This window comes from Vibrio sp. QJM3NY_35 (assembly GCF_057785915.1).
Genome location: NZ_CM173507.1, coordinates 2,909,725 through 2,927,821, shown reverse-complemented (window position 1 = coordinate 2,927,821; position 18,097 = coordinate 2,909,725). Strand labels below are relative to the sequence as shown.

The 18,097-nt window shown below is 45.0% G+C and carries 21 protein-coding genes and 1 other RNA gene; 12 read left to right on the top strand and 10 right to left on the bottom strand.

What is annotated here, in order from left to right:
- Positions 1-221 precede the first annotated feature (221 nt).
- The gene (locus tag AC3CH3_RS13125; RefSeq protein WP_132762079.1) at positions 222-743 is read left to right on the top strand and encodes a TetR/AcrR family transcriptional regulator; all 522 of its coding nucleotides are present in this window, start codon (positions 222-224) and stop codon (positions 741-743) included.
- A gap of 67 nt (positions 744-810) precedes the next feature.
- Here the strand turns inward: AC3CH3_RS13125 and AC3CH3_RS13120 are convergent, their stop codons facing one another.
- A complete protein-coding gene (locus AC3CH3_RS13120) occupies positions 811-1,440 on the bottom strand; it encodes a LysE/ArgO family amino acid transporter (RefSeq protein WP_081230752.1) in 630 nt (209 codons plus the stop codon).
- A 142-nt stretch (positions 1,441-1,582) separates the two neighbouring features.
- On the opposite strand from AC3CH3_RS13120, the gene AC3CH3_RS13115 reads away from it, so the two are divergent.
- Positions 1,583-2,479, top strand: a complete 897-nt coding sequence (locus tag AC3CH3_RS13115) for a LysR family transcriptional regulator ArgP (RefSeq protein ID WP_488537308.1) — start codon at positions 1,583-1,585, stop codon at positions 2,477-2,479.
- A 110-nt stretch (positions 2,480-2,589) separates the two neighbouring features.
- Entirely contained in the window at positions 2,590-3,303 is a 714-nt protein-coding gene (locus AC3CH3_RS13110) for an oxidative stress defense protein (protein ID WP_123301096.1), read from the top strand.
- Positions 3,304-3,420: 117 nt separating this feature from the next.
- Here the strand turns inward: AC3CH3_RS13110 and serA are convergent, their stop codons facing one another.
- From serA to zapA, 5 genes are all read right to left on the bottom strand, one after another.
- Positions 3,421-4,650 carry a phosphoglycerate dehydrogenase gene (gene serA / locus AC3CH3_RS13105; protein WP_488537307.1) on the bottom strand — a complete coding sequence of 410 codons (1,230 nt, stop codon included), beginning with the start codon at positions 4,648-4,650 and terminating at the stop codon, positions 3,421-3,423.
- Positions 4,651-4,911: 261 nt separating this feature from the next.
- Positions 4,912-5,568 carry a ribose-5-phosphate isomerase RpiA gene (rpiA, locus tag AC3CH3_RS13100; protein WP_017629565.1) on the bottom strand — a complete coding sequence of 219 codons (657 nt, stop codon included), beginning with the start codon at positions 5,566-5,568 and terminating at the stop codon, positions 4,912-4,914.
- A 143-nt stretch (positions 5,569-5,711) separates the two neighbouring features.
- Positions 5,712-6,311 carry a 5-formyltetrahydrofolate cyclo-ligase gene (locus AC3CH3_RS13095; RefSeq protein ID WP_488537306.1) on the bottom strand — a complete coding sequence of 200 codons (600 nt, stop codon included), beginning with the start codon at positions 6,309-6,311 and terminating at the stop codon, positions 5,712-5,714.
- Positions 6,312-6,317: 6 nt separating this feature from the next.
- Positions 6,318-6,500: non-coding RNA, 6S RNA (gene ssrS / locus AC3CH3_RS13090), on the bottom strand.
- An 11-nt stretch (positions 6,501-6,511) separates the two neighbouring features.
- Entirely contained in the window at positions 6,512-6,820 is a 309-nt protein-coding gene (gene zapA / locus AC3CH3_RS13085) for a cell division protein ZapA (RefSeq protein WP_004735366.1), read from the bottom strand.
- Between the two features lie 308 nt (positions 6,821-7,128).
- On the opposite strand from zapA, the gene AC3CH3_RS13080 reads away from it, so the two are divergent.
- Genes AC3CH3_RS13080 through AC3CH3_RS13070 form a run of 3 tightly spaced genes read left to right on the top strand, consistent with a single transcriptional unit; the run spans position 7,129 to position 10,141 of the window.
- The gene (locus AC3CH3_RS13080) at positions 7,129-7,704 is read left to right on the top strand and encodes a YecA/YgfB family protein (protein ID WP_019826273.1); all 576 of its coding nucleotides are present in this window, start codon (positions 7,129-7,131) and stop codon (positions 7,702-7,704) included.
- A gap of 23 nt (positions 7,705-7,727) precedes the next feature.
- On the top strand, positions 7,728-8,906 hold the full coding sequence (gene ubiH, locus AC3CH3_RS13075; RefSeq protein ID WP_488538179.1) for a 2-octaprenyl-6-methoxyphenyl hydroxylase: 1,179 nt from the start codon (positions 7,728-7,730) through the stop codon (positions 8,904-8,906).
- 11 nt (positions 8,907-8,917) lie between these two features.
- Complete coding sequence (locus tag AC3CH3_RS13070; protein ID WP_488537305.1) at positions 8,918-10,141, top strand: FAD-dependent 2-octaprenylphenol hydroxylase; 1,224 nt, start codon at positions 8,918-8,920, stop codon at positions 10,139-10,141.
- A gap of 99 nt (positions 10,142-10,240) precedes the next feature.
- Here the strand turns inward: AC3CH3_RS13070 and AC3CH3_RS13065 are convergent, their stop codons facing one another.
- From AC3CH3_RS13065 to ygfZ, 3 genes are all read right to left on the bottom strand, one after another.
- Positions 10,241-10,447 carry a DUF1107 domain-containing protein gene (locus AC3CH3_RS13065; RefSeq protein ID WP_009847660.1) on the bottom strand — a complete coding sequence of 69 codons (207 nt, stop codon included), beginning with the start codon at positions 10,445-10,447 and terminating at the stop codon, positions 10,241-10,243.
- A gap of 562 nt (positions 10,448-11,009) precedes the next feature.
- Entirely contained in the window at positions 11,010-11,471 is a 462-nt protein-coding gene (locus AC3CH3_RS13060; RefSeq protein ID WP_029405714.1) for an aminoacyl-tRNA deacylase, read from the bottom strand.
- 4 nt (positions 11,472-11,475) lie between these two features.
- Positions 11,476-12,447, bottom strand: coding sequence for a tRNA-modifying protein YgfZ (ygfZ, locus tag AC3CH3_RS13055; protein ID WP_488537304.1), 972 nt, complete (start codon positions 12,445-12,447; stop codon positions 11,476-11,478).
- 167 nt (positions 12,448-12,614) lie between these two features.
- Here ygfZ and AC3CH3_RS13050 point away from each other — a divergent pair, with 167 nt between their 5' ends.
- Both AC3CH3_RS13050 and AC3CH3_RS13045 read left to right on the top strand, forming a co-directional pair.
- Positions 12,615-12,875 carry an FAD assembly factor SdhE gene (locus tag AC3CH3_RS13050; RefSeq protein WP_004735374.1) on the top strand — a complete coding sequence of 87 codons (261 nt, stop codon included), beginning with the start codon at positions 12,615-12,617 and terminating at the stop codon, positions 12,873-12,875.
- On the top strand, positions 12,823-13,242 hold the full coding sequence (locus tag AC3CH3_RS13045; RefSeq protein ID WP_311732326.1) for a protein YgfX: 420 nt from the start codon (positions 12,823-12,825) through the stop codon (positions 13,240-13,242). Before AC3CH3_RS13050 ends, AC3CH3_RS13045 begins: the two co-directional genes overlap by 53 nt.
- 118 nt (positions 13,243-13,360) lie before the next feature.
- Here the strand turns inward: AC3CH3_RS13045 and nadB are convergent, their stop codons facing one another.
- Positions 13,361-14,977, bottom strand: a complete 1,617-nt coding sequence (gene nadB / locus AC3CH3_RS13040; RefSeq protein WP_019826282.1) for an L-aspartate oxidase — start codon at positions 14,975-14,977, stop codon at positions 13,361-13,363.
- Positions 14,978-15,366: 389 nt separating this feature from the next.
- Here nadB and rpoE point away from each other — a divergent pair, with 389 nt between their 5' ends.
- From rpoE to AC3CH3_RS13020, 4 genes are read left to right on the top strand one after another with little or no spacing between them, the layout of a single operon-like run.
- The gene (gene rpoE / locus AC3CH3_RS13035; RefSeq protein ID WP_008223963.1) at positions 15,367-15,945 is read left to right on the top strand and encodes an RNA polymerase sigma factor RpoE; all 579 of its coding nucleotides are present in this window, start codon (positions 15,367-15,369) and stop codon (positions 15,943-15,945) included.
- A gap of 26 nt (positions 15,946-15,971) precedes the next feature.
- Entirely contained in the window at positions 15,972-16,595 is a 624-nt protein-coding gene (locus AC3CH3_RS13030) for an RseA family anti-sigma factor (protein WP_488537303.1), read from the top strand.
- Positions 16,592-17,554: a sigma-E factor regulatory protein RseB gene (gene rseB, locus AC3CH3_RS13025; RefSeq protein WP_488537302.1), complete on the top strand. Its 963-nt coding sequence runs from the start codon at positions 16,592-16,594 to the stop codon at positions 17,552-17,554. Before AC3CH3_RS13030 ends, rseB begins: the two co-directional genes overlap by 4 nt.
- Complete coding sequence (locus AC3CH3_RS13020; RefSeq protein ID WP_488537301.1) at positions 17,551-18,021, top strand: SoxR reducing system RseC family protein; 471 nt, start codon at positions 17,551-17,553, stop codon at positions 18,019-18,021. Before rseB ends, AC3CH3_RS13020 begins: the two co-directional genes overlap by 4 nt.
- Positions 18,022-18,097: the final 76 nt, after the last annotated feature.

Genomic DNA, 18,097 nt, shown 5'->3' with positions numbered 1-18,097 from the left:
CAGGAATTAGAATCATCATCAGTAGTGGTCGAAGTAGGTAAGAGAAGCAAAAGATCGTGGGCAGAAATATAAGCACTTGTCCTAATCGGTTTAATAAATTCATCATGTCCGTATCTCCAAATTAAAATGAGCGCGCTCATTTTTATAATTGAGCGCGCTCAATTTGTCAAGTTAGAGCACTAAGAGTATGATCAAGCTTGATTTGAGAAGGGTGTATTTTCGTGAGTAAGAGAGAGATAACGAAACAGAAGATCTTAGCGTCTGCTTGGAAGTTGTTTGGGGAAAATGGTTATGACAACACCACAACTCGACAGATCGCTCGTCATGCGGGTGTGGCAGATGGCACGGTGTTTAGTCATTTTGAAACCAAGCTGACGATCCTTCGAGAAGGGATGCTATCGCAGTTGGAAAAGATTGGTCAGGAGGTGTTAGCGGCAGAGCAAGATAAATGTGCTGTGGATGTCGGTATCTCGCTGATTGAACACTACTACCGCTATTATTTTGATAATGTTGAGTTAAGTCGAGCGTTACTCAAAGAGGTCATTTGGGATCTAGACTATTACCGCACCTTTGATCAGGCACTGTTTCAGACGGTTAATGTCGATGCATCTATTTCTGAAAAAATGCCATTGATTATGGATAGCTATTTCATGACCTTGATAAATCACTTGAGCCAACCTGAACCAAGCCTTGAAGCTGCGTTGAGTGAGCTGAACAGTAAAATTCGAGTCATTTTAGCGTAACCCATTATAATTAATGAGTTACTGATCTCTTCTTTGGCTTGGTCGGTAGTCTTTGTTCTTTAATTGCTTACCAGTATTGCTCAATCAGTCCATTGGTAAGCACAGCAGCAATTGCGAACATCATAGTTGCTACTGCGATATCAATGCCTTTCTTAACCTTCGGTTTAGATAGCGTTGGACCTAGCTTTGCTGCGCCCAGTGACAAAGAATAAAACCAGACGAACGAAGCCAAGATGGTCCCCATAGCAAACGCAATTCTGTCGTTACCTTCAAACTGCCCGCCAATCGATCCAAGAATCACCACGGTATCCAAATAGAGGTGTGGGTTTAATACTGTCACCGCCAAGGCGCCCAAAATAACGGTGCGCTTACCACGAGCCAGTATCTCTCCTTTTGACTCCTCGCTAGAGGGCGCTTTAAAGGCGCTGCGCAGTGATAACAAACCATACACGGTTAGAAAAGCGATGCCGCCTAATGTCACCGAGGTGAGTAGCAATTCATTTTGTGACAAAATTGCACCGCCACCAAAGATACCCAATGAGATAAACAGGGTATCGAGCAGGCTACAGATTGTCGCGGTGGTTAAATGGTGGTTGCGCTTTATCCCTTGATTTAGGACGTACGCATTCTGAGCGCCAATAGGGATAATCATGCTTGCCCCTAGACCAAAACCTTGTAATAAAACCCAAAAACTCATTTTAACCTCCACTTATTTAACGATATTTACGTGCTATATGGCGAAGATACTCCGACCCTTTAAATAAGTATAATTAATGATTTTAATCTATTATTAGAGTTGCTAATGTGGTGTGGAGTTAGCTTAAAAAGGAAGCAAATTGATGCGTGGATTGGATTATAAATGGATAGAAGCACTGGATGCGGTGGTGAAACAACGTAGCTTCGAAAGGGCTGCGGAGCAGTTATATATCTCGCAGTCTGCGGTGTCTCAACGCATCAAACAGCTAGAAAAATGGTTAGCTCAGCCTGCTTTGGTGAGAGAAAACCCGCCTAGGCCAACCCCGGCAGGTAAAAAATTATTGGGTTTGTATCGCCGTGTTCGTTTGTTAGAGCATGAACTGGTGCCTGAGTTGATGAATGAAGATAGTGCGCAACCTCTATCAATATCTATTGCCACCAATGCCGATAGCTTAGCGACATGGTTGTTACCAGCATTATCGGATGTGATGAAGTCTCGCCAAGTGGAACTGAACCTCGCGATTCATGGTGAGGCGAGAACCATTGATAAGATTAAAAGTGGTGAGGTGGCTGGCGCAATCAGTTTAGAGTCTCAAGCGATCCCCGGTTGCAGTGCTGACTATCTTGGTAGGATGGATTATGTGTGTGTGGCGAGCCCTGACTTTCATCATCGATATTTTTCTGAGGGAGTAAACTACGCCACCTTAAGCAAGGCACCAGCGGTTTCTTATGACCAATACGATGATCTGCATAAGAAGTTTCTGCATGACCATTTTAATGTACCAAGGGACAGCGTGATTAATCATACGGTCGGCAGCTCGGAAGCATTTGTGCGTTTGGCGCTGTCAGGTGTTGCCTATTGCTTGATCCCTCGATTGCAGATCATCGATGAGCTAGAATCCGGTGTATTGATCGATATTACGCCCGGTTTTTTGCTGTCTTATCGTATCTATTGGCACCACTGGCAGCTTGAGAGTGGGGTACTCAAAGAGATATCTCAAGCGATATTAGGTTTTGCTCACAACCACTTACCTCAGTGAATTGTTGGTTTTTTCAGCGTCAAAGTTCTGTTAGAAGTTCTGCATCAGGATTGGCTAAACGGCAAATTGCTCTATGATGAAAGTACATTTGTTTAGCATAGGTCTACCTAATGAAGTTTGCACCAAAGATGTTAGCAACGTCTCTTACTCTTACTGCAGCGTTGAGTGCTGTGAGTTTTCCATCATTGGCTGACTCTCCATCCTTCCCGCATATTTCAACGACGGGCTACGGTGAAGTGATCGCGACACCAGATATGGCGACATTCTCTGTGAGAGTCGTGGAATCGACGATGACTGCTGAACAAGCTAAGAATACCGTTGATAAAGTGGTGACTGGCTTCCTCAATAAACTGCATCAAGCCGGTGTTGAAGAGGCGAGTGTACACAGCTCTAACCTGTACCTATCTCCTCAATATCACTATCCAAAAGATGGCAAACCAGAATTGGTCGGCTACCGAGCTTCACGTAATGTGACTGTTCAAGTGAACGAGCTAGCTAATCTTAATGAGTACATGGATATTGCGATTGGAGAAGGCATTAATCAGATCGACAACATTCAGCTTCAAGTTCGTGATCAAGCTAAGTATCAAGAGCAAGCGCGCTTAGAAGCCATCAAGGATGCGCGCTCGAAAGCGAAATCATTAGCGAGTGGTTTTGAGCGTGAGCTAGGTGATGTTTGGCGTGTCGATTACAACGCACAATCTTCTCAGCCTGTGCTAATGCGTTCAATGGCGATGGATGCGAGAACAGAGTCGAACTCTTATGAAGACTCAACGATCACCATTCGCGATCGCGTTAATGTGATCTACCAGATCGAAGAGTAATGACAGCGCTATAGAGGCTTTTGGATCATGATGATCTAATTACCTACGATAGGCCAAATACTAAAAAGGCTCTCATAATGAGAGCCTTTTTGTTTTTACTAATATCAAGTTCGATGATTAGTGAAGTAGACGAGCACGGATTGTGCCTTCGATCTCTTTCAGTTTTAGCAGTGCTTCTTGTGAACGATCCGCTTCTACATCTATAACTACATAACCCATATCAGCCGCAGTCTGTAGGTACTGACCCGCGATGTTGATGCCTTCTTCAGCGAAGATGGTGTTGATCTGAGTTAGGATACCAGGGCGGTTTTCGTGAATGTGTAGCAAACGAGACGTGCCCGTGTGTAGCGGTAGAGATACCTCAGGGAAGTTAACACTTGATAGCGTAGAACCGTTATCTGAGTATTTCGCTAGCTTGCCAGCCACTTCAACACCGATATTCTCTTGTGCTTCCTGAGTTGAACCACCTACGTGAGGTGTAAGAATCACGTTGTCGAACTGCATCAATGGCGACTCAAATGGGTCTGCATTGGTTTTTGGTTCGGTTGGGAATACGTCGATCGCTGCACCTGCAAGGTGACCAGAATCTAGAGCGCCACACAGAGCTGGAATGTCTACCACTGTGCCACGCGCTGCGTTGATAAAGATAGAACCAGGCTTCATGCGCTCGAACTCTTCTTTACCCATCATGTTCTTAGTTTCGTTGGTTTCAGGGACGTGCAAAGAGATCACATCACACTTATTCAACAGTTCCGTCATGGTGTGAACTTGCGTTGCGTTACCCAAAGACAGCTTGTTTTCGATGTCGTAGAAGTAAACGCGCATACCAAGGTTTTCCGCAATAATACCCAGCTGAGTGCCAATGTGACCGTAACCAATAATACCTAAACGCTTACCACGAGCCTCGTAAGAGTTGTCTGCACTCTTTTTCCAAATACCACGGTGCGCAAGAGCGTTCTTTTCTGGAATGCCACGAAGTAGCAATAGAACCTGACCAAGAACTAGCTCAGCAACACTTCGAGTGTTTGAGAACGGTGCGTTGAACACAGGGATGCCGCGCTTTGCTGCTGCTTGAAGGTTGACTTGGTTAGTACCAATACAGAAACAACCAACCGCAACCAGTTTTTCAGCCGCATCAATCACTTCTTGGGAGATGTTTGTGCGAGAACGGATACCAATGAAGTGAGCATCTTTAACTGCTTCAAGAAGTTCATCTTCCGGTAACGAGCCTTTGTGGTACTCAATATTTGTGTAACCAGCAGCTTGCAGTACTTCTACAGAAGAAGGGTGAAGACCTTCTAGAAGTAGAATTTTTATTTTTTCTTTTTCCAGTGAAACTTTGGCCATTGTTCTCGTCCTTAAAATGGAAAGGTTGGGCAAATGCGGCGCACGTGCTACAAAATGGCTGAAAGGGGAACAAACTCACCACTTTGTTAGGAGACAAACGTTTTCCCTGTGCGTCTTCTGAACAATAAAGTAACAAAAAAAAAATGTTTTGGGTAAGAAAATTACGGAATAAGACATAATTTTACAGGTATAAAGCAAAAAAAACGGCGCCCTTGGGCACCGTATGTAATGAAGTAACAGAAAAACTCAATCTTCTATTATTTATTCTTCGATTTTTGCACCTTCTGGTGTGCCAGTGATAACTACATCAGCACCACGGTGAGCGAACAGACCAACCGTTACCACACCAGCGATACCATTGATGATATCTTCTAGTTGTTTCGGGTTTTCGATCGCCATGCCGTACACGTCTAGGATCATGTTGCCGTTATCGGTTGTGCAACCTTCGCGGTAAACTGGGTCACCACCAAGCTTTACTAGTTCACGTGCAACGTATGAGCGCGCCATTGGAATCACTTCAACAGGCAGTGGGAATTTACCCAACACATCAACTGCTTTAGTGCCGTCAACAATACACACAAACTTATCAGAGATAGCCGCTACGATTTTTTCACGAGTCAGAGCAGCACCGCCGCCTTTGATCATGTCGCGAGTTGGGTTGATTTCATCTGCGCCATCAACATAGATGTCTAGCTTAGCGACATCGTTACACTCATACACTTTGATCTCTAGCTCTTCTAGTCGTTGCGTTGAAGCAACAGAGCTTGAAACCGCACCTTTGATTTTGTCTTTCATTGTGCCTAGTGCGTCGATGAAGTGATTTACTGTAGAGCCAGTACCTACACCTACAATGCTGCCTTCTTCAACATATTGAAGTGCTGCCCAGCCAGCTGCTTTTTTCATTTCATCTTGAGTCATGCCATTCTCCTGAATAAGGTCTTGCGCTTTGAATTGATCGTTTGCGTAATGATGAAGTTAACGTTTAGATATTGAGTTAACGTTTAGATATTGAGTTAACGTTTCTATATCGAGGTTAACGTTTGCGGCGCGATTATAGCGCTTTAATGGTCATTTTCCCATTGCCAAGTTTTACGCGGAGTCACGATTTTAGGTAAGGGAATGTCCCATTCTTCAATCGGTAAGGTATCGACATGTTGGCAATCGTGGGCCAAACCAATTGGAGTTGCGCCTTCGCCAGTCTCGAACCATTTCGCTAGGGTGCGATCGTAATATCCGCCGCCCATGCCCAAGCGATGACCATGAGAGTCAAAGCCGACAAGGGGTGTCAGTATGAGGTCGAGTTGCTGACAAGGTTTCACCAACATTTGATTAAGTTGGGGTTCTACAATGCCGTACTTATTTAAAACTGTGGGAGTGGTTGGAGAGTAGTGCAGAAACAACAGGTGTCCGGCAGAGAAGGGGTGCAATACTGGTAAATAAGTTTGCTTACCTTGCGACCATAACCATTCAATTAAAGGCTGGGTATCGAGCTCGCCATCAATCGAAATATAAAGAGCAATATGATGAGCAGACTGAATCTCATCAAGCTGCATGCACTGCTTAACGAGGTCTAAACCGGATTGAGTTTGTTGTTCGCCAGATAAGGCATTGCGTTTGATACGGATCTGTTTGCGAAATTCGCTGCGTGTGAGCGTCTTCATAAGAAGGGATACCCCAAAGTGCCGTTGAGAATAGATGGCCCTTGAACCAGCGAGTTCAAGGCGGATCAGCAATGATTACCGTAGGCTTCTCGGCGGACCGAGCATGCTCAATAGCACTCAAGTACTAACCCTTAGGGATTGCTTATCGGCTCGGGGACGTGAATCCTCTGACAAACACTCCAGGGTAAATTTTGTGTACGCTATTGCTGTCCGTGCTTAACTTTACTGAGGACATCTGAAAGTGATGTCGTGAGCTGTTCCATTCGCTCGGTCAGTGCGTTTTGTTCATCATTTGCTTCAAACTTCTTGGTTTGTAATTCGTAGCAAATATTCAGAGCTGCGATAGTCAGCAGCTTCACTTCATTGGTTACCTTAGTACGTTCAGCCATCTCTTTCAATCGATTATCAAGATCGGCCGCCGCTGCAATCAATGACTCTTCTTGCCCTGGTGGACAATTCACTCGAGTCAGTTTTCCTAATATTTCAACGTCTACCGCTTGATTACTCATGATGGATGAACTCTTTAACGCGCTATTTTAAGGCTGTTGCCCTTCGCCATTTTTTGAGAAAGAAAAAGTGCAAGTACCGATGAGGAAGCAATCTCCTCTGAGGGAGAAACTATAGGTAAACCGCTATTAAGATTCAAGCTTTTCAGAGTGACTGTTTGTAAATGAGAGCTTGAGCACACAGTAATTCAGCAAATTGAACAATTGGTAGTCAGTCATCCTTCAATTGCTGGGGATCGATGCTTACCAGAATTGGGGTGAAGTGGTACGATTATACTATCGATATAAAGAATAACTGAGCGAGCTATCTGATGAGCGAAACTACTTTACCTGACTACCTAACGGTTGCGACTGAACTTCAATCGGCAAGTCTAGCCGTAACCCCTGCTGAGATGCATGGTTTATTAACGGGTATGTTAAGCGGAGGCTTAAACCTTGCAGATAAAAGCTGGCAACCACTGATCTTCGATTACACCAATGAAGGTATGGGCTGGCCAGATCGCGCGCTAACGCTAGCGGAAGCAACACTAAAAGTCACAACCAGTGAAATCACAGGCTCAGGCATGGAACTGTCTATGTTACTGCCAGATGAAGATGCAAGCGCGAGCGTGTTTGATCTTGCTGATGGTGTGTCTGATTGGATTAACCATTTCATCTCTGGATTAGGTCTTGTTGGCGCTCAATTGAACAAAGCATCTGAAGGTACGAAAGAAGCATTGGCTGATCTTGAAGAGATGGCGAAGCTAGGCATTGACGAAGAAGATGATCTGGAAGAGCAAGCACAACTTCTAGAACACGTTATTGAGCACGTAAAAGCGTGTGCATTAACGATTCATGCTGAATTTGGTGCTCGCCCATCTGAAGATGCGGCGCCAACCATTCACTAATCGTTTGTCGGTTTGAGGTTATGATGGCTCAATATGATGTTGTAATTGCTGGTGGCGCAATGGCGGGGGCAACTCTGGCTCTTGCTTTGAATCACCTAAGCCAAGGTTCGTTGTCGATTGCGGTCGTTGAGCCTTATCAGGTTGATCATCAAGCTCACCCTGGGTTTGATTCTCGTTCGATCGCTTTGTCTTACGGCACGGTACAGATCCTTGATTCATTGCAGTTGTGGCAATCTATTGCTCCTGTCGCGACCCCGATTAAAGATATTCATGTATCAGATCGTGGACATGCTGGAATGACGGATATCTACAGTGAAGAACTGGCTGTAGATGCGCTTGGCTACGTGGTCGAGTTAGCCGATGTGGGGCGAATCTATCAACAGAAACTTGAATCAGAAGCGGCAATTACCATGCTTTGCCCTGAGTCTGTCAGTAAAGTTGAACGTGAAGAAGCGTTGACGACGATTGAACTGACAAGTGGGCAAACCATAACGACTAAGTTATTGGTTGCAGCTGATGGTGCAATCTCAACCTGTTGCCAACAGCTCAATATCTCATTGAGTGAGCACGACTTTGAGCAAGTCGCTGTGATTGCCAATATCGTGGCGAGTGAACCTCACCAAGGTCGCGCATTTGAGCGTTTTACTCACCATGGGCCAGTTGCTCTATTACCGATGAGTGACAACCGTTTATCGCTGGTTTGGTGTTTGACCCCAGAGCAAGCACAAAAAGTGATGACGCTAAACGACAACGAATTTCTTGAGCAGCTGCAGAATGATTTTGGCTGGCGACTTGGTCGACTAGAGAAAGTCGGCAAGCGTGCCAGTTACCCACTGATTCTTCGTCACCGACAGCAAAATATCTCCCATCGATTTGCTATTGTTGGCAATGCCGCTCAAACGCTCCACCCAATTGCGGGGCAAGGCTTTAACCTCGGTATCCGAGATGTGGCTTCCTTGGCAGAAGAGTTATGTCGCCAGTTGGATGATGTGGGTCGTTACAATGGTCTTGTTAACTTTAGAAAGCGTAGAGAACAAGACAGAGACGCAACGATCACGCTGACTTCAAGCCTAGTTCATCTGTTCTCAAACGATTTTATGACCGCTCGCATTGGGCGTAATCTTGGGTTAGCCGTAATAGATAACCTTCCACCACTTAAAGGTCCACTTTTGCGTCATACGCTTGGCCTAGTAGAAAGATAAGGTAATAAATAATGATGCAAAGTGTTGATATCGCGATTGTTGGTGGTGGCATGGTTGGCCTAGCGCTTGCTGCTGCCTTGAAAGACAGTGACCTAAGAATTGCTGTCATTGAAGGCAGAGCGCCTAGTGAAGGGCTGAGTGAGCTGCCTGATGTACGCGTGTCTGCATTGAGTCGTTCTAGTGAAGTGATTCTTCGTAACCTAGGGGCATGGCAAGGCATTGAACAAAGACGCGCTGCACCGTATCAAGCGATGGAAGTGTGGGAGCAAGACAGCTTTGCCCGTATTGAGTTTGACTCGACACGCTTGGCTCAGCCGAACTTGGGTCATATCGTTGAAAACCGTGTGATTCAATTAGCGCTGCTTGATCAGGTTAAGAAGCAAGACAACGTCAGCCTGTATATGCCCGCAACGTGTAAAACGATGGCGATTGGTGAAAGTGAAGCTTGGTTAACGTTAGACAATGGTCAAGCACTGACAGCTAAGTTAGTTGTTGGAGCAGACGGCGCAAACTCTTGGGTTCGTAAGCAGCAAGATATCCCATTAACACATTGGGATTACGGACACAGTGCGATTGTCGCGAACATCAAAACCACAGAGCCGCACCACAGCGTTGCTCGTCAAATATTCACACCTCAAGGCCCATTGGCATTCCTACCAATGCAACCAAGCCACATGAGCTCGATTGTTTGGTCTACGGAACCAAACCGTGCCGAGAAGTTGGTATCCATGTCGGATACTGATTTTAATAAGCAGCTAACGGCAGAGTTCGACTCAAAGCTTGGATTATGCGAAGTGGTTGGTGACCGTTTTGCATTCCCACTACGCATGCGTTATGCACGTGACTTTGCGGTAGAGCGTGTGGCTTTGGTTGGTGATGCTGCTCATACCATTCATCCATTAGCAGGGCAGGGCGTTAACCTTGGCTTATTAGACGCAGCAAGCTTAGCACAAGAGCTGTTAAAGCTATGGTCTGCGGGAGAGGACATTGGCACCAAGCGTAATCTTCGCGGCTACGAGCGCTGGAGAAAAGCAGAGGCGGCGAAGATGATAGCTTCAATGCAGGGCTTTAAAGATCTGTTTGAAGGCGATAACCCAGCTAAGAAGCTGATTCGTGGTATCGGTATGAAGCTTGCTGGCCAATTACCGGGTGCGAAAGATGAGATCATGAAGCGCGCACTGGGTTTGTCAGGTAATCTTCCTGACTTAGCTAAGCGACCAGTGACTCATAGATAGTGACATAGTGTTCTGGTAATTTATCGAATCATCATTGATACGAAAAAAGGGTTGGCATTATGCCAACCCTTTTTGTTTTTAATTCTGTAGGTAATCAGGTCATGCGTACGCGCAGCGCAGTTTCATGATTTCACTATTTATTTCTTTCACTGTTTGAAAGTGACGTTTTTCTGCTCGGTCTGGTAGCACTAGCTTACCGTTATCAAACTCAAATTTTCCTACGCCGTAAATGTAGATTCGTCCTTTGAAAAGTCGACTTACATGTTTAGCAATCATACTCGGTGTATAGCGCTTAAACAGTCTCATTCTTAATTATCCTTATATTTACCTAGCCTGCATATTATAGAAAAACTCCGAGATAATAATTGTGATAAGCATGGAGTAATATGCAGTAGAGTTGACGTTAATTAGATATTTGTGCTGTTCTAAGCACTTTCTTCAGTAAACATCTATTTTTACGTGAGCTCCTCCCCAAAATAATACTGAGTAGTGAACTACCGTGAACTTTCCTGTTCGGTATTAAGCAGTGATAATGTTACAAGTATAAGAATAGGCGGGATTTTTTTGTTTGTGTAATCAAATTGTAAATTTTGGACAAAAAAAAGCCCGTCTAAAACGGGCGAATAGTCACAGATGCATTACACAAAAGTGGATACTGATGTTACTCAGTGGATTCACTTGTACTGATTTGCTTAATAGCTAGTCAGTAAATTTACAATAACGCAAATTTAACCTTGTGACTACTTATGCTTTTATTTTGAGTAACTATTTATTAGGGGTGTGTTCTTCTTATGACGAAGTTCACACTAAAAATGTACTCAATGAAATACTTAAATGAAGTTTGCGAAGCATGATCTGATCGAAGTGATCATCGACTGATGTCAGCGACGGTCGGAGCACATAGCGCCATAAGATCATTGAGATCCAACGCAACGCCAGCCATTCGATCACCCGAGCTAATGGTAATGGTCGAGTTGTTCTGAATGGAAGGATCAAAAATGATCGGCATGTGTTTCTTTAGAGCGAGCGGACCCACACAACCCACTTTAAAGCCAGTGATCGCTTCAACATCAGCGAGCGACACGCAGGTCATTCGACGACAATTCAGTACCGAGCGTACTTTCTTGGGGTCGACAGAGCGATCGCCAGATGTACAGGCTAACGCATACTGGTTGCCCATATCCTTGAGCAGGATGCACTTCACCATTTGAGAGGCGTCGATGCCTCGCTCTTGTGCGGTTTCTTCAATGCTGGTGGTTGGCTTGCTTTGCATCAGCAGGCGATAATTCACCTGCTGTTGATCCAGCCATTGTGTAATCAGCGTTTCCACGTGGTTACTCGTCGTCAAGGCTGTACGGCAATGGCAGGATATTCCATGTTTGATCAGGTTGCGCAGCCAATCGAAGCTGAACATCATCATCCAGGTTGTTTGGTAGCACCATTAGGCCAATCGCTTGATTATCAGCAAATTGATAGACGTTGAGCAGTCGACCAGTACCACGCCAGTTTTCACCCACGCTACGCTCTAGTTCAATAGGGCTCTCTAGAGACAGTGCTTCTGCTGTCGGACCAGAAACAATGCGCATCTCACGCTTGTTCATACCGCGGTACTTGGCACGAGCAACCGTTTCTTGACCTGTGTAGCAGCCTTTTGAAAAGCTGATACCACCAATCGCTTGCAGGTTAAGCGCTTGAGGAATATGTTCGTTTTGCTCTGCTTTTGATAGGTTCGGTTGAGCATCAAGAATTTCATGATACTGCCAAAGCGATTCCGATACTTTCTCAGCAGAGCTGTTGGTGACTAAAGCTTCTGCAGCTTCTTCTGTCACAAGTAAAGCCCAGCGGTTGTCTGATACTAAAACGGCCGTACCGCCAGAAATCGCACGCACATTACCTTGGCTTTCTGAAATCGAATCAATGTATTGATTTGCAGACGCACCCATCACACCGATGACAACGTCAGACGTTTGCTCGATATCGACCTTAGAGAACACGGCGTACTTTTTGATTTCAACGAGCTCGACTTCAATCGCAGATTTAGGTTGCATGAGTGCGTAGCCACCGTTGTGGTGGAACAAACGAAAGATACTCCATACTTTTCCTTTTGCATCACAGTGCGCGCCTAATGTGGATTCATCATTAGGAAGAGTCACCACGTCGCACGTTACTTGACCTTGCAGGTACGACTTTTTGTCATCGCCTATCATGGTGATTGCACTCCAGTCTGACACGTGTGTCATCATCAGTTCTGGAAGCGATTCATTTTGTGTATGAGCGAGTGGCTGAAATGTGTTTTTCCAATCCATTTTATCTTTCCTAAGAATTTTATTTGGCTCTATGTTAATCCGGTTCTGTTTCTTTGTCAGCCTAGGTTTTTTTGTGAGCTTAGATAGGGACTGTGACTCACATAGTAGTTGCAGAGCGCATGACTTGTTACACTCCGAGAAAGAAAAATTATAGGTGAGGATAGCCAATGTACACTGCAGAGCAGAAAGCACGAATTAAATGGGGTTGCCGTCGCGGCATGTTAGAACTTGATGTAGTCATCATGCCATTTTTTGAAGAGTGTTTTGATTCATTGCAAGAGCAGGAACAGCGCGAGTTTGTTTCTCTACTAGAGTGTGATGACCCAGATTTGTTTACTTGGGTAATGGGACACGGACGCAGTGAAAACCTAGGTCATGCATCAATGGTTGATAAAATTGTCGCACACAACCTCAGCAAGGTTCGTTAAGCTCCAGCTTAACCCTTCGTATTCCGCATTATTCGCAAAAGGCACTGTTTTCGGGTGCCTTTTGTTTTTCATCGTCCTGTCTTCTATTCCACTTGCCGCCAGCCTTTATTGTTTAGCACTGCTGATCCATCTGTTTAAAACCAACCATCTGATTTTGAATAGTGCTCATGGCCGTTTTGATTATAAAGAAGATGGTGAGATCCGATTGAATGACCGACGTTATATTCTAAAGTCCGTGGATAAGATCTGGGCGCAGTTCTTTGTTAAATTGCAGTTTGAGTGTGGGCACTCGGTATTGCTTTGGCGCGACAGCTGTTGCGAGAATGAATATCGTCACTTTCTGGCGAACTTACAACGAGCGTGCTAGGTCAGCCAAAGTATTAGATAAAAGAAAGCATTAGACAAAAGAAAAGGGAGCACTCGGCTCCCTTTCGTTTAATTACTTTTCGCTGATGACTAATTAGCTAAGCACGCTTAACCCATAATTATGATTGGCGCTTCTCTGGCGTAAGAATCGTTGGGCCGCTGTCTTCTGCAAGCTCTGGATAGTCCAACGTGTAGTGAAGGCCGCGGCTCTCTTTACGTTGCATTGCACAGCGAACCATTAGCTCAGCCACTTGTAGCAAGTTACGCAGTTCTAATAGGTTATTCGAAACTTTGAAGTAGCTGTAGTACTCATGAGTCTCTTGCTGCAACATCTGAATACGGCGTAGTGCACGTTCAAGGCGCTTATCCGTTCGAACAATGCCCATGTAATCCCACATGAATAGACGTAGCTCGTGCCAGTTGTGCTGAATGATAACTTCTTCATCACTGTTGGTTACTTGGCTTTCATCCCATGCAGGCAGTTCAGCACACAATTGAGATTGGTCGATGTTCTCAACGATATCTTTTGCTGCTGCCCATGCGTAAACCACACACTCAAGCAGTGAGTTAGAAGCCATACGGTTTGCACCGTGTAAGCCGGTATAGCTCACTTCGCCAATCGCATACAAGTTAGTCAGGTCGGTTTGACCTTGCTTATTAACCATTACACCACCACAAGTGTAGTGAGCAGCTGGTACGATAGGGATTGGCTCTTTGGTCATATCGATGCCCAAGTCCATCAAGCGAGTATGGATCATTGGGAAGTGCGTTGTGATGAATTCTTCAGGCTTGTGGCTGATATCAACATACATGCAGTCGGCACCCAAGCGTTTCATTTCGAAGTCAATTGCCCGAGCAACCACATCACGTGGAGCCAGCTCACCGCGCTCATCGAAGTCCTTCATAAAGCGAGAACCATCTGGACGACGCAAGTAAGCACCTTCACCACGCAGTGCTTCCGTTAGTAGGAAGTTACGCGCTTCTGGGTGGAATAAACAAGTTGGGTGGAACTGATTGAACTCAAGATTTGCCACACGACAACCTGCACGCCAAGCGATAGCAATACCATCACCTGAGGAGACATCTGGGTTAGAGGTGTATTGGTAAACCTTTGAAGCGCCGCCTGTTGCTAATACAACAAATTTAGCGCGCACGGTTTCAACGTGTTCTTGGTTACGGTTCCAAATGTAGGCACCGATCACCTTGTCTTTTGAACCACCAATCTTATCTTCAGTGATCAAATCCAGCGCATTGTGGCGCTCGAAGATCTCGATATTTGGGTGGTTGTTGACGTTATCTTGTAGTGAGGTTTGCATCGCCATGCCCGTTGCATCGGCAGCGTGCAGAATTCTGCGGTGACTGTGGCCACCCTCACGAGTGAGGTGATATTTTGGTTGGCCTTCGGTGCTGTTTTCATCTTTATCAAATGGAACACCACCATCAATCAGCCATTGCACACACTCTTTCGCATTTTCAGCAATGAATTGAACTGTATCTTCTTCGCATAACCCAGCCCCAGCAATTTGAGTATCCTCTACATGAGACTCAATACTGTCTGACTCATCGAACACCGCGGCGATACCACCTTGTGCGTAATACGTCGATCCTTCGCTGCGTGGTCCTTTGCTTAATACAATTACTTTTGCATGTTCTGCTACGCGTAAGGCTAATGACAAGCCTGCCGCACCACTTCCTACCACTAATACATCACACTGATGTTCACGGTTTGCGTTCATAAAACTTATTAAATCCCGGGCTATAGTCGAGTTGTCCACTCTCAATTGACTTTGTCTTGTTTTAGGAGTTTGGGTAAGACTGTTATAATCTCTCCAGAGTCATCCTTAAACGCTATGCAAAATCAATATATAGACAGCTATCTAGAAATATTTAATTGCTCAATACCATTGCTTTTGCTCAAGTTTCCCCAAATTGATAGGGATAGCTATTTTTATTACATCACATTGTGAAACAATAATGGCAAATAATTTTAAGAAAGTTGGAACTTTCGGTATTTGGCTTAGTCACAATAGTGCTCTTGTAGACGGTGGTGTCAATACTACATTTCGCATAATTAGTACCCATATCTGCGAAGGTAAGGGTTATAACAATAGGAGTACCCGCTCGAATGAACGAGCAGCTAACCGATCAAGTGTTGATTGAGCGAGTTCAGAGTGGAGATAAGCAGGCATTTAACTTACTAGTGGTTAAGTATCAAAACAAAGTTTGTAATCTTATCTCTCGATACGTGAATAATTCCGGTGATGTACCTGATGTAGCACAAGAAGCTTTTATTAAAGCTTACCGCGCGATACCTAACTTTCGTGGCGAGAGTGCCTTCTATACATGGTTGTACCGAATTGCCGTGAACACCGCTAAAAATCATATCGTTGCCCAAAGCCGTAGGCCGCCAGCAACTGATGTAGATGCAGAAGATGCAGAATATTACGAAACAGGCAGCGCGTTAAAAGAAATATCGAACCCTGAGAACTTAACGCTGTCAAAAGAATTGAAACAAGTCGTTTTTGGAGCGATCGAAGCGTTACCAGAAGACTTAAAAACTGCAATGACGTTGCGTGAGCTCGAAGGTTTGAGCTACGAAGAGATTGCAGAAGTAATGGATTGCCCTGTAGGAACCGTACGTTCGCGTATTTTCCGAGCTCGTGAAGCAGTGGAAAAGAAAATCAAACCTCTTTTGCAACGCTAGAACTTGTAATAATTATGGTGAAAATAATGGCTGATAAAGAAAAGCTTTCGGCACTCATGGATGGTGAAACGATCGATAAAGCTCTCATTGTAGATCTTGAATCTGATCAAGAAAGCATGGATACCTGGCAGAGTTACCATTTAATTGGTGATGTTATGCGTGGGGATGCGCCAGAAACTCAAGATTGGAACATTGCTAACAATGTGGCAGCAGCGCTTGAAGCTGAGCCTGCACATAGTGCAATGCCGAACCCGCACCAAGTGAATGTTGAACCTACTGTTGCTCCAATTGAAGAGCAGCCTAAACCTCAGCAAGCGAAGCGTCAGCTTCCGGCTTGGTTACAACAGTTTGGACAAGTTGCCGTAGCAGCGTGTGTTTCATTGGCGGTTGTATTAGGTGTTCAACAATATGGTGGCAGCGACCCTGCAGCTCCAGAGCAGTTGCCTGTACTCCAGACGATTCCATTTGCGGGTTCTGCGGAACCAGTAAGTTTAACGCGTGACTCTGTTGAGAAGCCGGCATCGGAAGCTAACTTGCAAGAGCAGCGTAAACGCGTTCATGCAATGCTAGAAGATTATGAGCTTCAGCTAAGACTAAACAGTGATGCATCGCCAATGCAAGACGCACATCTAGAATCGGACATTGAATGAAGAAAATCCTGGTCAGTGCACTGACACTGTTCAGCTTGATGTCTCCAACAGCCTTTGCAGAGGAAACTACTGCAAAGGCCTTGTTGCATCAAATGAACGAGGCCAGTCAGCATCTAAATTACGAACTATCCTACATATTGATAAAGAAGAGCAGTATTGAACCTCTTGTTTATCGCCATGCAGTTAACGACGACCAACAACTTGCACACCTTGTTTACCTAAGCGGCCCTGTTCGTGAAGTCATTCGACGTGGCAATGAAGTTAGCTACATCGAACCGGGTACAGAGCCATTTACGATTCAGTCTGGCAGTATGGTTGCACCTGTTATTCCGATGATTAATAGAGATATCGAATCACTGAATCAGTACTACGACTTCGTAAGAGTTGGGCGCTCTCGTGAAGCGGGCAGCACTACTCAAGTACTGCGGGTCGTGCCGAAAGATGGCCTTCGCTATTCTTACGTGGTTTGGGTAGACGAGAAAACAAGCCTTCCTTTGCGTGCCGACCTTTTGGACCGTGATGGCGAAGTGCTTGAACAGTACCGCACGATCTCTTACGTGGTGAACGACAAGATTGCTGAGGCGATGGGTGGCTTGAACCAAGCTCAATTACCAAAAGTCTTATCACTGCCGGAAGGCTTAGTGAGTGAAACTAACTGGCAAGCGTCTTGGATTCCTGAAGGGTTTAAGTCAAAAGAGCTTAGCCGCTATCAAATGGCTGCGACCGATAAAATGGTTGAAAGTCAGCTTTTCAGTGATGGATTGTTTAGCTTTTCGGTTTATATCGCCGATAAAGACGAACATTCATTGAAAGGGCAATTGGTACGTCAAGGACGCAGAACCTTACACAGCTTAGTGATTGGCGATAAAGAAATTTCTGTGGTTGGTGATATTCCGCCAGCAACCGCCAAACGTATTGCTCAATCAGTTACGTTTAATAAATTGGAACCAGCGCAATGATGACCGCGCTGGCGACCGTTAGCTCGGTTGAACAAAAAGGTAAGCAATATTTTGTTCAACTGAGCTGCGAGCAACAAACCAGTTGCAGCAGTTGTTCTTCTCAAAAAAGCTGCGGAACAGGTATTGTGACTAAAGCTGTGGGTAATAAATCTTTGTTTTGGCAGCTTAAAACCAAAAGCTTAGTCAAAGCAGGACAAATCGTAGAAATTGGCTTTCCAGAAAAAAGCCTACTTCAGTCGGCGGCGATCGTTTATCTGATCCCACTTTTCATGTTGATGATTGGTGCTGGTTTTGGACAACTCTTGTTGCAACCCTTACTTCAAGGGGGCGAGGGCATTGTTATACTCTGTGCTGCACTATTTACCGCTGGTGGTATTGCCTTAGCGAAGCGGCTAGCCAAACCAATGGAAGACAAATCCAAGCAAGAAGTCGTCTTGATTCGAATCCTAGGTGAGTCTCTCGTCTAATTTATGATGCTTCTTGCCCTTAAATTGGGTAGAATCTGCCAACTTGATTGAAATGCCGCCACCAATGCTGAGTGTA